Raw genomic sequence first — 13,611 nt, forward strand, 5'->3', positions numbered from 1 at the left:
GTGCGGATGGGCTGGCGTTCAGAGGCCGGGCGTCGGGTGGGCCGCGGGGCCGCGCGGGATCAGGAACACGATGCGCACCCGCATGCCCTCGGCCGACTCGGTCCAGATGCTGCCCCCGTGGGACTCGATGATCGAGCGGCAGATCGACAGCCCCAGTCCGGCGCCGCGGCGGTCCTCGTGCCCGGCCTGCCAGAACGGCTGGAACAGGCGCTCGCGCTCCTCCTTGCGCAGCGCCGGCCCACTGTTGCAGACCGAGAACAGCACCGACCCGCCCGAGGAATGCGCGCCCAGCAGCACGCGGCCGCCGCGCTCGGTGAACTTGGCCGCGTTGTCCAGCAGGTTGCCGAACACGCGCAGGAGACGCGCCTCGTCGCCCTGCACCTCGGGCAGGTCCTCCCCCACCTGCGCGACCAGTTCCAGGCCCCGCTCGGCGAACAGCGGCGCGGCGATGTCCACGGCCTGCCGCACCAGCGCCGCGGGCTGCACCGGCGCCAGGCGCAGCATGGACTGGCCCGAGCGGGCCACCGAGATCGCCAGCAGGTCGTCGACCAGGGTGGTCATCCCGCGCGAGATCTCCGCCAGGCAGTTGGCCGCATGGACGACACGCGCGCCCGCCGCGCCCAGCTGATCGGCTTCCTTCTGCGCGACGGCCGCGTGCAGCACCAGGCTTTGCAGCGGATTGCGCAGGTCGTGGGCGACGACGGCCAGGATGTGTTCGCGGTCGCGCACGGCGGCGCGCAGCTGCTCCTGCGTCTGGTAGAGCGCGGTCACGTCCTCGTTGAGCGCGACGGCCCCGGTGATCTCGCCCGACTGCGAGCGGATCGGCGCGGCCCAGTTGATGACGGTCTTGAACGAGCCGTCGAAGCACTGGATGCGCACCAGCTCGCTGCGCGAGGTCTCGCCGCGGCGGATCGCGCGCGCCACGCCCCAGTCGCCGGGCTCGATGGGCAGGCCGGTGTCGACCCACCAGGCCTTGTACTCGCCGTCCTGCCTCGGCGTCACGTGGCGCAGGCCCTCCCAGATGCGCCGGCCGGCCGTGTTGCTGAAGGTGATCCTGCCCTCCGCGTCGGCGATCCACACGCCCACCGGCAGCAGTTCGACCACCGTGCGGAACAGGCGCTCGCTCTCGTGCAGCCGCTGCTGGGTCTCGTAGAGCTCCGTGATGTCCTCGTCGACCACGATGGCACCGCTGACGGCGCCGGCGCCGTCGTGCAGCGGGGCCGCCGACTTCACGACGATCTTCCTGGTGCCGTCGGCGCGCCAGATGCGAACCAGCTTGCGCTCGGTGGTGAGCCCCTGCCGCGCGGCGCGCATCACCGGCCACTCGTCGGGGCGCACGCGCTGGCCGGTCTCGACCCATTCCCCCTCGCGCACGCCGTGCAGCGCCTCGTCGGGCGGGCCGCCCCAGATGTCGTCGGCCCGCGGGTTGGTGCGCAGGAGGCGCCCGGAGGGATCGGCGATCGACACGCCCACCGGCAGCAGCCTGAACACCTCCTCGAGCAGCCGCTCGTTGCGCTGCACGGCCTGCTGCAGCCGCATGCTCTCGCTCACGTCCTGCCAGACGCCCACCGCGCCGCTGATGCGGCCGTCGCGGTCGCGCACCGGCGCCGCACTGCCCAGCACCGGCACGGCGGTTCCGTCCGGGCGCCGCACCAGGTAGTCGCCGGCGATGGTCACCTCGCCCCGGTGGAGCGCCCGGCTCGAGGGCAGGTCCTCCTGCGCGATCGGCCGCCCATCGGGATGGAACACCCGGCCGGCGTACTGGTCGGCGCCGCCCCGCTCGGTCAGCCGCATGCCGAGCAGGGTCTCGGCATGGCGGTTGAAGGACAGCGTGCCATCCGGCAGGTACAGCCCGACGGCCACCGGGAAGGTGTCGATCACGGCGCGCAGCCAGGCGCGGTCGCGCTCGGCCTGCTCGAGCAGCGTGTCGCGATCGCGCTCCTGCTGCAGCCGCTGCGAGACGTCGCGCACGTAGCCTTGCCAGAGGCCCCCCGGCAGCATGTTCGCGGTGACCTCCACCGGCACCCAGCTGCCGTCCCGGTGGCGCAGGCGCCATTCGCCCAGGCTGGACTCGCCGGCGAGCATGGCGTCGCGCGACAGTCGCAAGGCATCGGCCTCGGCGGGATGGACGAAGTCCAGGATGGATTTGCCGACGATCTGGTCGGCGCTCCAGCCGAGCAGCCGGCAGCCGGCCTGGTTGACGTAGACGTAGCGGCCGTCAGGGTCCGCGACGAAGATGCCCTCGGGCGCCTGCTCGACCATGGCGCGCAGCTGCGCGTCGGTCAACGCCGCTCGGTTGTCGATCGCCGCCACTGAATCGCCCATGGCTCGCACGTGCCCTGGTCATCGTCGGGGATGAGCAATCATCACGCAAGCCCTTGGCCGGCGTCCAGCTCTTCGCGGCAAGCGGCGGTAAGTTCCGGGCGGCGCCGGGCGCGCAGCGCATGTCCGCCGCGGGCCTGCAGGTGGCCCCCCGTTCCCGCGATCGCCGGCGCGGTCAGGCGCCGGTGAGCGGCCGTCCGGCCGACCACAGCCCCAGCAGCGCCAGGCACGCCAGCGCGAGCAGCAGCGACAGCCCTTTCCAGAACAGCAGCGGATCGCGCTCGATCAGCGGCGCGCGGACGCCGCGCTGCAGGCCGGGGTCGGGCTGGCTGAGGCTGAACACGAACTCCGCCACGTCGCCGTGGCGCTGGCGCGGATCGGCGTGCAGGGCCTTGCGCAGCGCGCCGTCGATCCAGGCCGGCACGTCGCGCCGCGACTCCAGCACCGATTGGTAGCGCAGCCGCTTCTGCTCGGCCAGGCTGCGGCACTTGGGCATCTCCAGCCCGAAGGGCACGCGGTCGGTGAGCAGCTGGTAGGCGATGGCCGCCAGCGAGTACAGGTCGGACTGCGCGGTGCCGCCGCCGCCGAGGAAATACTCCGGCGCCATGAACTGCGCCGTGCCGGGCAGCGGCTGGCGCGGGTCCGGGTCCGATTCGGCCAGGCCGGCCACGCTGGCGGCGCCGAAGTCGATGATTTTCACCGTGCCGGTGGCGTCGACCAGCACGTTGTCGGGGCGCAGGTCCTGGTGCACCATGCCGGCCCGGTGCATCGCGCGCAGCCCGCGCGCGAGCTGTTCGACGATGCCGCGCGCCTGCGCCAGGTCGCGCACCGGGTGGTCGCGCATCCACTGCGACAGCGTGCGCCCCTCGACGTACTCCATCGCGATGTAGAGCGCGCTGCGCGGCCGCTGCGGCGCATGGGCCTTGAGCAGGTGCGGGCTGTCCACCCGCCGCGCCACCCACTCCTCCAGCAGGAAGCGCTCGCGGTAGCCGGCGTCGTCGCCCAGGTCGATCGACGGCGTCTTGAGCACCACCGGCTGCTGCGTCGCCTCGTCCACGGCCAGGTGGACGTGGCTGCGGCTGCTGCCGTGCAGCTCGCGCACCACCCGGTAGCCGTCCAGCGCCATGCGCGGCGCCAGCAGCGGCGGCAGCGGCAAGTCGGCCGCCAGCCGCGAGACCTCGCTGGCCTGCGCTTCGGGCAGGGCCTCGATGCGCACCACCTGCACGGTGAGGTTGTCGTCGCTGCCGCGCAGCAGGGCCTCGCCGGCGATGGCGCGGGCCGCCTCGTCCAGGTCGTCCGCGTGGCGCTGCAGCACCGCCACGATCGATGCCGGCGGCAGGAAGGCATGCACGCCGTCGGTGGCCAGCACGAAGGTGTCGCCCACCTCCAGCGGCACGGTGCGGTAGTCGATCTCCACCTGCGGGGCGATGCCGAACGCGCGCCCCAGGTAGCTCTGGCCGCCGCCCACGTGCACGCGGTGGTCGACCGTCAGCTGCTCGAGCGCGCGCCCGTGCAGTTGCCAGATGCGCGCATCGCCGACGTGGAACAGGTGGGCCGTGCGCGACTTGATGACCATGGCGCTGAAGGTGCAGACCCAGCCTCGGTCCTTCTCGTAGCGGCCCTGCCCCTGCTGCGTCTGCGCGAACAGCCAGGCGTTGGCCGCCGCCAGCACGCGCTCGGCCGACTGCCGCACCGACCACGCATCGGAGGTGCAGTAGTAGTCGTGCAGGAAACTGGCGACGGCGGCCTCGCTGGCCTGCCGGGCGAACTCGCTGCTGCTGATGCCGTCGGCCAGGGCGATGGCCACGCCCTTGGTCGCGAGTTGCCCGTCCGACGGCAGGCACAGGCCGTGGAAGTCCTGGTTGGCGGGCTTGCGGCCCGCCTCGGAATACTGGCCGGCGGCGACGGTCAGCGGCACGGGAGGATCAGGCGAGCACGCGCTTGGGCGCCGTCTTGAGGTGGGTGGCGTAGAGCGTCAGGCCGGTGAACGACAGGCCGCCCACCAGGTTGCCCAGCACGGTGGGGATCTCGTTCCAGACCAGGTAGTCGACCATCGAGAAGTGCGCGCCGGTCAGCAGGCCGAAGGGGAACAGGAACATGTTGACCACCGAGTGCTCGAACGTCATGTAGAAGAACACCATGATCGGCATCCACATGGCGATGACCTTGCCGCTCACGGTGGTGGAGATCATCGCGCCGACGACGCCGGTGGAGACCATCCAGTTGCACAGCATGCCGCGGATGAACAGGGTGAGCATGCCCGCGGCGCCGTACTTGGCGTAGCCGAGCGTGCGGTTCTCCCCGATCACGCCGATGGCCTTGCCCACCGCGTTCGGCTCGGCCGAAAAGGCGAAGGTGAACACGATCGCCATCATGGCTGCCACGGTGAAGGCGCCGGCAAAGTTGCCCAGGAACACCAGGCCCCAGTTCTTCAGCACGCCCTTGGCGGTGACGCCGGGGCGCTTGTCGATCAGGGCCAGCGGGCTGAGCACGAACACGCCGGTGAGCAGGTCGAAGCCCAGCAGGTAGAGCATGCAGAAGCCCACCGGGAACAGGATCGCGCCGATCAGCGGGTTGCCGGTCTGCACGTTGATGCTGACCGCGAAGACGGCGGCCAGCGCCAGGATGGCGCCGGCCATGTAGGCGCGGATCAGCGTGTCGCGGGTGGACATCTGGATCTTGGATTCGCCGGCGTCGACCATCTTGGTGACGAATTCGGAAGGAACGAGGTAGGCCAAGGGGAACTCCTGGTTTCGGGGAAAAGGGAACGGGATCGGGGCGGTCAGACGGCGACGAGGACCTGGCGGTCCACCACGCGCACGGGATAGGCGGCGACGGAGTGCTCCGGCGCCTCCAGGCACTCGCCGCTGCGCAGGTCGAAGTGGTGCTTGAAGATGGGCGAGGCGACCACGATGCGCTCGCCCAGGCTGCCCACCAGGCCGCGCGACAGCACGCTGGCCCGCACGTTGGGGTCGATGTTGTCGATGGCGTAGAGCGCGCCCTCGCCGCCCACGTGGAAGACGGCCACGTGGCGGTCGTTCACCAGCGCACAGATGCCGGTGTCGGGCACGATGTCGTCCACGGTGCAGACGGCGCTCCAGGTCGTCGCTTCGGTCGGTTGCATGGCAAGGCTCTCCTTCAGGCGGGTTGGTCGGCAAGGCTGGGCACGTCGTCGCGCTCGTCGGGCCTGGCGGGGCGGATCTGCCCGCGCTCGCGGACGAACACGACGTTCGGGTCGGGACGGTCGGTGTTGACGAACTGGCGGAACCGCTTGCGCGTCTGCGGGTCGGTCACCGCGTTCTTCCATTCGCAGGCGTAGGTGTCCACCACGCGCTGCATGTCGGCTTCCAGCTCCGCGGCCAGGCCCAGCCTGTCGCGCACCACCACGTCCTTGAGGTAGTCGAGCCCGCCTTCGAGGTTGTCGCGCCACACGCTGGTGCGCTGCAGCCGGTCCGCCGTGCGGATGTAGAACATCAGGAAGCGGTCGATGTACGCGACCAGCTGCTGCCGCGTGAGGCCCGTGGCCAGCAGCTCGGCGTGGCGCGGCTTCATGCCGCCGTTGCCGCACACGTAGAGGTTCCAGCCCTCGGCGGTGGCGATCACGCCCACGTCCTTGCCCTGCGCCTCGGCGCATTCGCGGGTGCAGCCCGAGACGCCGAACTTGATCTTGTGCGGCGCGCGCAGGCCCTTGTAGCGGTTCTCCAGCTCGATCGCCAGCCCCGTGCTGTCGTCCACGCCGTAGCGGCACCAGGTCGAGCCCACGCACGACTTCACCGTGCGCAGCGACTTGGCATAGGCATGGCCCGACTCGAAGCCGGCGGCGATCAGCTCCTCCCAGATCGCCGGCAGCTGGTCGACGCGCGCGCCGAACAGGTCCACCCGCTGGCCGCCGGTGATCTTGGTGTACAGGCCGTGCTTCCTGGCGACCTGCGCCACCGCGATCAGGCCGTCGGGCGTCACCTCGCCGCCGGGCATGCGCGGCACCACCGAGTAGGTGCCGTCCTTCTGGATGTTGCCCAGGAAGTAGTCGTTGGAGTCCTGCAGGCCGGCGTGCTCGCGCCGCAGGATGAAGTCGTTCCAGCAGGAGGCGAAGATGCTGGCGGCCACCGGCTTGCAGATGTCGCAGCCCAGCCCCTTGCCGTGCCGCGCCAGCAGCGCGTCGAAGGTGCGGATGCCCTCCACCTTGACCAGGTGGAACAGCTCCTGGCGCGAGAAGGCGAAGTGCTCGCACAGGTGGTTGTTCACCGCCAGGCCGCGCTTTTTCATCTCCGCCTTCATCACCTGCGTGACCAGCGGCAGGCAGCCGCCGCAGGCGGTGCCGGCCCGGGTGCAGGCCTTGAGCTCGCCGATGGCGGTGGCGCCGGCCGCCACGGCCTCGCACAGGCGCGCCTTGGAGACGTCGTTGCACGAGCAGATCTGGGCGCCGTCGGGCAGCGCGTCCACGCCCAGGGCGGCCCGCGCCTGACCGTCGGCCTGGGGCAGGATCAGGAATTCGGGCGACGGCGGCAGGTCGATGCCGTTGAGCATCATCTGCAGCAGCGTTCCGTACTCGGCGGCGTCGCCCACCATCACGGCGCCCAGCAGCTTGCGGCCGCAGCCGGACACCACGATCTTCTTGTAGACGTTGCGGCGCTCGTCGTTGAAGCGGAAGGCGCGGCTGCCTTCGGTGCGCCCGTGGGCATCGCCGATGCTCGCCACGTCCACGCCCATCAGCTTGAGCTTGGTGCTCATGTCGGCGCCGCGAAAGCGCGCCGGCTCGCCGGCCAGGTGCCGGGCCGCCACGCGCGCCATCTCGTAGCCGGGTGCGACCAGGCCGTACAGCTGGCCGTTCCAGGCGGCGCATTCGCCGATCGCCAGGATGTCGGGGTCGCTGGTGCGCGCGTGGTCGTCGATGGCGATGCCGCCGCGCGGGCCGAGGTCCAGTCCCGCGGCGCGCGCCAGCTCGTCGCGCGGACGGATGCCGGCGGAGAACACCAGCATGTCGGTCTCCAGGTGCGTGCCGTCGGCGAACTCGAGCCGGTGCCGCGCCTCGTCGCCGTCGACGATGCGCAGCGTGTCCTTGCCGGTGTGCACGCCCACGCCCAGCGCCTCGATCATCGAGCGCAGCAGCTGGCCGCCCGCCTCGTCCACCTGCAGCGCCATCAGGCGCGGGGAGAACTCCACCACGTGCGCCTGCAGGCCCAGGTCGCGCAGCGCCTTGGCGCATTCGAGGCCGAGCAGCCCGCCGCCGATGACGACGCCGCTGCGCGAGCGCTGGCCGCACTCGCGCATCGCCTGCAGGTCCTCGATGGTGCGGTAGACGAAGCAGCCGGCACGGTCGCGGCCGGGCACCGGCGGCACGAACGGCGACGAGCCGGTGGCGAGCACGAGCTTGTCGTACGGCAGCACCTCGCCGCTGGCGAGCGTGACGGTCCTGGCCGCGCGGTCGATGGCCGCGGCGCGCGCATCGAGCCGAAGCCGCAGGTGGTCGCGCTCGAAGAAGCCGGGCGGCACGAGCGAGAGGTCGGCCGCCGTGCGGCCGGAGAAGAAGTCCGAGAGGTGGACCCGGTCGTAGGCGGGGCGCGGCTCCTCGCACAGCACCGTGACCTGCGCGGCGCGCACGCCGGCCTCGTCCAGGCTCTCGAGGAACTTGTGGCCCACCATGCCGTGGCCGATGACGATGATCTTCACTGGGTGACCCTTCCGTTGCTGGACAACCGCCCCAGGGGGGCGCCGGACCAGTCCCATCTGGGCACAGCGTCGTGCTCGGACGGCGCACGCCGTTGTGCACCGGGGTCAAAGGGCTGCACGCCGGGGCGTGCGCTGGTCGCAGGCAACGTTGCAAGGGGCGTGCCAGTGCCATCCAGGCCGATTCGCGGTCCTGCCGCGTCGCCATCGCACCAGCAGCGGTCCGGCCGCACCGCGATGACGCATCGATCGCCCGGCGCGGTGCGTCGCGCCGGGCGGCCGGCCGTAGGCGGGCGACTACATGCGGCGCCGCCCACGCGGCCTGTGCAGCGACCGCCGCCCCGCATTACCTTGCAGGTCTCCAGTGCACCGGAGCATTCCAATGGCCCAGCAAGACGACATGCCGCCAGCGGTTCGCGGCGCCTTCGACATCTGGCCGCTCACCGATCCCCAGGTGCTGCGCGAAGGCGCGGTGGCCGGCACGGTCGCGAGCGTCCTGTCCTCGCTCGTGCTTGCCGTGATGGGCCGGCGCCAGGCCGGCAGCATGGCCGCGCCCCTCAATGCCACCAGCCACTGGCTGTGGGGCGACGAGTCGCTGCACGAGGACCGGGCGACGTGGCGGCACACGCTCACGGGCGCGCTGACGCAGCATGCCGCGTCCATCTTCTGGGCCACGCTGTACGCCGCCGCGTGGGGCCACCGCCCGCAGGCCAAGCGATGGCCGGACGCGCTGGCCGGCGGCATCGCCACCAGTGCGACGGCCTACGTCGTCGACTACACGATCACGCCCCGCCGCTTGACGCCGGGTTACGAGCACCGCCTGGACGGCAAGGGCATGCTGGCCGTCTATGCCGCGCTGGCGGTGGGCTTCGCCCTGGGAGCGGTCGCGCTGCAGGGCCGCGAGGGCTGAGCCGGGCCGCGCCTGCTCGACCGTTTGGAGCCGCCGTCCTACAGCTCATGGGTGCAGCGGATCGCTAGATTCACCGCATCCATCGACCCCAGGAGATCACCATGAAAAAACTTCTCATCGTCCTCGCCGCCGCCATGCTCGGCGCCTGCGCCGGCATGCCCGGCAGCCAGGAGGGCCCGACGCGCACCGCGGGCCAGGCCGTCGACGACGTGACGATCGGCACGCGCCTGAAGGCCGCCTATGCGGCCGATCCGGAGCTGAGCGCGCTGAAGATCAACGTCGACACGACCCAGGGTGCCGTGCGCCTGCGTGGCGAGGTCAAGAACATCGCCCTGCGCCGCAAGGCCGAGGACATGGCGCGCGCCATCCAGGGCGTGAAGTCGGTCGAGAACCAGCTGGTCGTGACGGGCTCCTGAGCCCCGCCACCCGCACCACGCGAGCGCCTGCGGGCCACCGGCGCGAGCCGGTGGCCCGCAGGCGCATTCGAGCGAGCCATGCGCGCCAACATCCTCGTCGGCACCGCGTCCTGGACCGACAAGACCTTGCTGGCGTGCGGCCGCTTCTACCCGCCTGAAGCCAACACGCCCGAGGCGCGGCTGCGCTACTACGCCAGCCAGTTCCCGCTGGCCGAGATCGACTCCAGCTACTACGGCATTCCCGCGCCCCAGGTGGCGCACGGCTGGGCCGAGCGCACGCCGGACGGGTTCGTCTTCAACGTCAAGGCGTTCCGCCTCTTCACCGGCCACCAGACGCCGCCGCACGTCCTGCACCGCGACATCCAGCAGGCGCTCGGGCCCGACCTGCCGCGCAACCTCTACTACCGCGACGTGCCGCCGGAGATCCGGCGCGAGCTGTGGCAGCGGTTCAAGGACGCGCTGGCCCCGCTGCGGCTGGCCGGCAAGCTCGGCGCCGTGCACTTCCAGTTCGCGCCCTGGCTGGTGCGCAACCGCGACGGCCTGGCCCATGTCGAGCACTGCGTCGAGCAGATGGGCGACCACCTGCTGTCGGTGGAATTTCGCAACGCCACCTGGCTGGACGAGCAGCGCGCCGCGCGAACCGTGGACTTCGAGCGCCGCCTGGGCGTGGTGCACACCGTGGTCGACGGTCCGCAGGGGTTTGCGAACTCGGTGCCGCCGGTCTGGGAGGTCACGCACCCGGCCTTGAGCGTGGTGCGCCTGCACGGGCGCAACGCGGCCGCCTGGAACAAGAAGGTGGAGGCGTCGTCCGCCCGCTTCGACTACTGGTATGGCCAGGACGAGATCGACGCGCTGGTGCCGCCCATCGACCACCTGGCCCGGCAGGCCGCGGCCGTGCACGTGCTGTTCAACACCAACTTCGAGGACCAGGGCCAGGTGAACGCCCGGCTGATGATCCAGGCCCTGCGGCGCGCCCGCGCGCCCGTGCGCGCGGCGCCGAACGGGCCCGCCGGCACCCAGGACGACTGATGCAGGAACCCGCCACCAAGAAGCACGGCGCGCGATGGGCATGGGCCCTGCTCGGCCTCGCCGTCGTCGCGATCGCCGTCTACTGGTATGTCTCGCCCGTCCTGGCCATCCACGCGATGCAGCGGGCCGCGCAGGCGGGCGACGCCGCGCGGATCAACACGTTCATCGACTACCCGCACGTGCGCGCCAGCCTCAAGGCGCAGCTCACCGCGCGCTACGTGGGTCCCCTGAAGGACAGCGGCGACGCCGGCAATCCCCTCGCGGCGTTCGGCGCATCCATCGGCGCGTTGATGATCGACGGCGCGGTCGAGGCCCTCGTGCGGCCACAGGTGCTGGCCGCCGCGGTCGCCACCGGGCGGATGCCGCTGCCCGCGCCGGCCCGGCAGCCCCCGGCGCCGGAGGCGAGTGCGCCGGCGGCCAGTCCGCAGCCCGGCCCCGCGGACGCGCCGAAAGGAATCCGCATGGAGCGCATCGGCGTCAACCAGGTCATCGTCCGGCCGGGCACCGGCGACGGGCAGCGGGTCGCCACGGTGTTCGAGCGCTCGGGCTTCGCGACCTGGCGCATGACGGAGATCCGCCTGCCTGCGCTGCAGCAAGACGCCCCGGGCGACCCGCCATGCCTCCCGACACCGGCGCGCCCCTGCTGAGCCAGGACTGGGTGGCCGGTCCAGGTGAACCCCGGGTCGCGTCCCGGGTCCACCCGGTGTCCCGTGGATTCGACAGCCGCGCCTGGAGCCCAGCCATGACCCCCTCACCACTGCGCCGGCGCGAAGCGTCGGCCTTCATCGCGCTGCCGCTGCTCGCGGCCTGGCTGCCCCGCCCGGCCGCTGCCCAGGCGGCCGCGCGGCGGCGCGCCACGCCAGCCCAGACCGAGGGGCCCTTCTATCCCGTGGAGCTGCCCAAGGACACCGACTTCGACCTGCTGCACAACGGCCGGCTCACCGATGCGCGCGGCGAACCGGCGTGGGTCGAAGGGTCGGTCGTCGACCTCGATGGGCGCCCGGTCGCGGGCGCCGTCGTGGAGATCTGGCAGTGCGACAGCCAGGGGCACTACCACCACCCCGGCGACGGCAACCGCGCGGACCCGGCGTTCCAGGGCTTCGGCCGCGTCTCGGCGGGCGCGGACGGCAGCTACCGCTTCCGCACGATGCGCCCCGCGCCGTACACCGGCCGCACGCCCCACATCCACTTCAAGGTGCGGCTGGGCCGCCGTGAGCTGCTGACGACCCAGCTGTACGTGGCGGGCGATCCGCACAACGACCGGGACGGCCTCTGGCGGCGCCTGGACGCCGCCGACCGCGCCGCGGTCACGGTGCCTTTCCGCGCCGGCGCCGATGGGATGCGGGCGCAGTTCCCGATCGTCGTGGCCGCCTAGGGGCCCGCGGCGCTCACCCGACGTGGGTGACCAGCGTCCCGATCTGCTCGATCGTCACCTCGATCCGGTCCCCCGCGCCCAACCACCGGGGCGGCGTCCTGAAGGCGCCGATGCCGGCGGGGGTGCCGGTGGCCAGCACGTCGCCGGGCTCCAGCGTCATGTACTGACTGACATAGCTGATGAGGGTGGCCACGGGGAACAGCATGTCAGCCGTCGTCGCGTCCTGGAGCAGCTCGCCATTGACCCGCGTCTGCAGGCGCAGGACCTGCGGATCGGGGATCTCGTCCGGCGTGACCAGCACCGGGCCCAGCGGGCAGAAGCCGTCCATGCTCTTGGCGAACGTGGTCTGCGGCGGGCTGATGTCGAACTGGAACTCGCGCGCGCTCAGGTCGTTCAGCAGCGTGTAGCCGCCCACGCAGGCCAGCGCGTCCTGCGGCGCCACCTGGCTGGCAAAGCGGCCGATGACCACGGCCAGCTCGCCCTCGAAGTCCATCTTCGACACCAGCTGCGGCTTGGGCACCGTCGCCCCGGGCGCGGAGACGGCCGAAGGCACCTTGAAGATGATGCGCGGCTTCTCGAACGGCGCCACGCCGGTTTCCTTCGCATGGTCCGCATAGTTGCGGCCGACCCCGGGAATCTTGCCGGGCCGCGCGACCGGCGGGCACAGTCGCACGGAGGCCAACGGCAGGCGGACGGCGCCGGGCGCACCCAGCGCCTCGCGCACGCGCATGGCCAGCCGCTCGCGCGCCGGGCCGCCGGCCTGCAGCCAGCGCATCAGGCCGCCGGCGGCCGGCTCGATGCCGCGGCCGGCAAGCGCGTCCTGCGCCTGCGCATCCAGCTCGATGGCCGCGAACAGGTCGCTCACGTCGACCACGGTCTCGCGGTCGAGCACTCCGGTGCGGCGGGCGCTGCCCCCGTGTTGGAAGGTGACGAATTTCATGCCTGGCTCACGCGGCAGCCACGGCAGCGGCGGCGGTGGCGCGCGGGCTCCCGTCGGCATGGAAGAACCGCGTGGCAGCCACCTGGCAGCGCTTGATGTAGCGGTGCTCGTGCGGCAGATAGTCGGCCACCGCGTTGTGGATCGTGCCCATGTTGTCCCACATCAGCACGTCGTGCTCTTCCCACTGGTTGGCGTAGCGGAACTCCGGGCGCGTCTGGTGGGCAAACAGGAAGTCCAGCGCCTCGGCGCTGTCCTGCTCGGTCATCTCGTTGATGCGCACCGCGTAGCCCGGATTGGCATACAGCACGCGCTTGCCGGTGATCGGGTGCTCCAGGAACACGGGGTGCGACACCGGCGGCTTCGCGGCGCGCTGGGCTTCCGTGAGCGGCGGCCGCGTGCTGCCGCGCTCGCGCCGCATCATTTCCCAGAACTTGTTGAAGTCGTGGGTGGCGGTCATTCCTTCCAGCCGGTCCTTCCACGACTGCGGCAGGGCTTCGTAGGCCGCGTGCATGTTGCAGAACTCGGTGTTGCCCAGCGAGCGGCCGTCGCGCCGCGGGATGGTGAGGCCGTACAGCACGTTGGTGAAGGCGATCATGCGGCTGTACGACATGTCGGTGTGCCAGTCCTGGCCGGCATCGGACAGGCCCAGCGGCTTGCCGTCCTGCACCATGTTCGACAGGATCATGACCTCCGGCAGGCCCGGCTCCTGGTAGGCGTTGGCGACGTTGACCTCCAGCTCGCCGAAGCGCGCGGCGAAGTCGCGCAGCTGCTGCGCCGTGAGGTCCTGCTTCGGGTACTTCAGGACGCCATGGCGGCCCAGCGCCTGCAGCAACGCCTGGAACACGTCGTCCGGCAACGGCCGGGACAGGTCGAGCCCCTCGACGCGGGCGCCGAGGGTGGCGCCGGTGGGGATGATGCGGAAGTCCATGTGTCGCTCCGGTTCGGTGGGTGT

The 13,611-nt window shown here is 71.8% G+C and carries 12 protein-coding genes; 5 read left to right on the forward strand and 7 right to left on the reverse strand.

Annotated features, from left to right (window positions below):
* Positions 1-18: 18 nt before the first annotated feature.
* The 5 genes from AC3ANR_RS13770 to nirB all read right to left on the reverse strand — a co-directional run bounded on the left by AC3ANR_RS13770 (position 19) and on the right by nirB (position 7,992).
* Complete coding sequence (locus tag AC3ANR_RS13770) at positions 19-2,325, reverse strand: PAS domain-containing sensor histidine kinase (RefSeq protein WP_488288666.1); 2,307 nt, start codon at positions 2,323-2,325, stop codon at positions 19-21.
* A 172-nt stretch (positions 2,326-2,497) separates the two neighbouring features.
* Positions 2,498-4,240: a bifunctional protein-serine/threonine kinase/phosphatase gene (locus tag AC3ANR_RS13775; protein ID WP_488288667.1), complete on the reverse strand. Its 1,743-nt coding sequence runs from the start codon at positions 4,238-4,240 to the stop codon at positions 2,498-2,500.
* Between the two features lie 7 nt (positions 4,241-4,247).
* Positions 4,248-5,060 carry a formate/nitrite transporter family protein gene (locus tag AC3ANR_RS13780; protein ID WP_488288668.1) on the reverse strand — a complete coding sequence of 271 codons (813 nt, stop codon included), beginning with the start codon at positions 5,058-5,060 and terminating at the stop codon, positions 4,248-4,250.
* A 44-nt stretch (positions 5,061-5,104) separates the two neighbouring features.
* Positions 5,105-5,446, reverse strand: coding sequence for a nitrite reductase small subunit NirD (nirD, locus tag AC3ANR_RS13785; protein ID WP_488288669.1), 342 nt, complete (start codon positions 5,444-5,446; stop codon positions 5,105-5,107).
* Between the two features lie 14 nt (positions 5,447-5,460).
* Positions 5,461-7,992 (reverse strand): nitrite reductase large subunit NirB, encoded by a 2,532-nt coding sequence (gene nirB, locus AC3ANR_RS13790; protein ID WP_488288670.1) that lies wholly within the window; start codon positions 7,990-7,992, stop codon positions 5,461-5,463.
* Between the two features lie 379 nt (positions 7,993-8,371).
* On the opposite strand from nirB, the gene AC3ANR_RS13795 reads away from it, so the two are divergent.
* The 5 genes from AC3ANR_RS13795 to AC3ANR_RS13815 all read left to right on the forward strand — a co-directional run bounded on the left by AC3ANR_RS13795 (position 8,372) and on the right by AC3ANR_RS13815 (position 11,719).
* Positions 8,372-8,899, forward strand: a complete 528-nt coding sequence (locus tag AC3ANR_RS13795) for a hypothetical protein (RefSeq protein WP_488288671.1) — start codon at positions 8,372-8,374, stop codon at positions 8,897-8,899.
* A 101-nt stretch (positions 8,900-9,000) separates the two neighbouring features.
* A complete protein-coding gene (locus tag AC3ANR_RS13800; RefSeq protein WP_488288672.1) occupies positions 9,001-9,315 on the forward strand; it encodes a BON domain-containing protein in 315 nt (104 codons plus the stop codon).
* 78 nt (positions 9,316-9,393) lie between these two features.
* Positions 9,394-10,344 (forward strand): DUF72 domain-containing protein, encoded by a 951-nt coding sequence (locus tag AC3ANR_RS13805; protein WP_488288673.1) that lies wholly within the window; start codon positions 9,394-9,396, stop codon positions 10,342-10,344.
* A complete protein-coding gene (locus tag AC3ANR_RS13810; protein WP_488288674.1) occupies positions 10,344-10,991 on the forward strand; it encodes a DUF2939 domain-containing protein in 648 nt (215 codons plus the stop codon). Before AC3ANR_RS13805 ends, AC3ANR_RS13810 begins: the two co-directional genes overlap by 1 nt.
* Positions 10,992-11,086: 95 nt before the next feature.
* Positions 11,087-11,719 (forward strand): dioxygenase family protein, encoded by a 633-nt coding sequence (locus AC3ANR_RS13815; protein WP_488288675.1) that lies wholly within the window; start codon positions 11,087-11,089, stop codon positions 11,717-11,719.
* A gap of 13 nt (positions 11,720-11,732) precedes the next feature.
* Here AC3ANR_RS13815 and AC3ANR_RS13820 read toward each other — a convergent pair whose 3' ends face one another.
* Together AC3ANR_RS13820 and AC3ANR_RS13825 are read right to left on the reverse strand one after the other, a co-directional pair.
* Positions 11,733-12,659, reverse strand: coding sequence for a fumarylacetoacetate hydrolase family protein (locus tag AC3ANR_RS13820; protein ID WP_488288676.1), 927 nt, complete (start codon positions 12,657-12,659; stop codon positions 11,733-11,735).
* Between the two features lie 7 nt (positions 12,660-12,666).
* Positions 12,667-13,587: a TauD/TfdA dioxygenase family protein gene (locus AC3ANR_RS13825; RefSeq protein ID WP_488288677.1), complete on the reverse strand. Its 921-nt coding sequence runs from the start codon at positions 13,585-13,587 to the stop codon at positions 12,667-12,669.
* Between the last annotated feature and the right edge of the window lie 24 nt (positions 13,588-13,611).

It is taken from the genome of Ramlibacter sp. JJN2-2R, assembly GCF_057747835.1.

Bases quoted from the DNA above. Each gene is read 5' to 3' on its own strand.
- AC3ANR_RS13770 (WP_488288666.1), bottom strand. From the start codon at position 2,325: ATGGGCGATTCAGTGGCGGCGATCGACAACCGAGCGGCGTTGACCGAC.
- nirD (WP_488288669.1), bottom strand. From the start codon at position 5,446: ATGCAACCGACCGAAGCGACGACCTGGAGCGCCGTCTGCACCGTGGAC.
- AC3ANR_RS13795 (WP_488288671.1), top strand. From the start codon at position 8,372: ATGGCCCAGCAAGACGACATGCCGCCAGCGGTTCGCGGCGCCTTCGAC.
- AC3ANR_RS13800 (WP_488288672.1), top strand. From the start codon at position 9,001: ATGAAAAAACTTCTCATCGTCCTCGCCGCCGCCATGCTCGGCGCCTGC.
- AC3ANR_RS13805 (WP_488288673.1), top strand. From the start codon at position 9,394: ATGCGCGCCAACATCCTCGTCGGCACCGCGTCCTGGACCGACAAGACC.
- AC3ANR_RS13810 (WP_488288674.1), top strand. From the start codon at position 10,344: ATGCAGGAACCCGCCACCAAGAAGCACGGCGCGCGATGGGCATGGGCC.
- AC3ANR_RS13815 (WP_488288675.1), top strand. From the start codon at position 11,087: ATGACCCCCTCACCACTGCGCCGGCGCGAAGCGTCGGCCTTCATCGCG.
- AC3ANR_RS13820 (WP_488288676.1), bottom strand. From the start codon at position 12,659: ATGAAATTCGTCACCTTCCAACACGGGGGCAGCGCCCGCCGCACCGGA.
- AC3ANR_RS13825 (WP_488288677.1), bottom strand. From the start codon at position 13,587: ATGGACTTCCGCATCATCCCCACCGGCGCCACCCTCGGCGCCCGCGTC.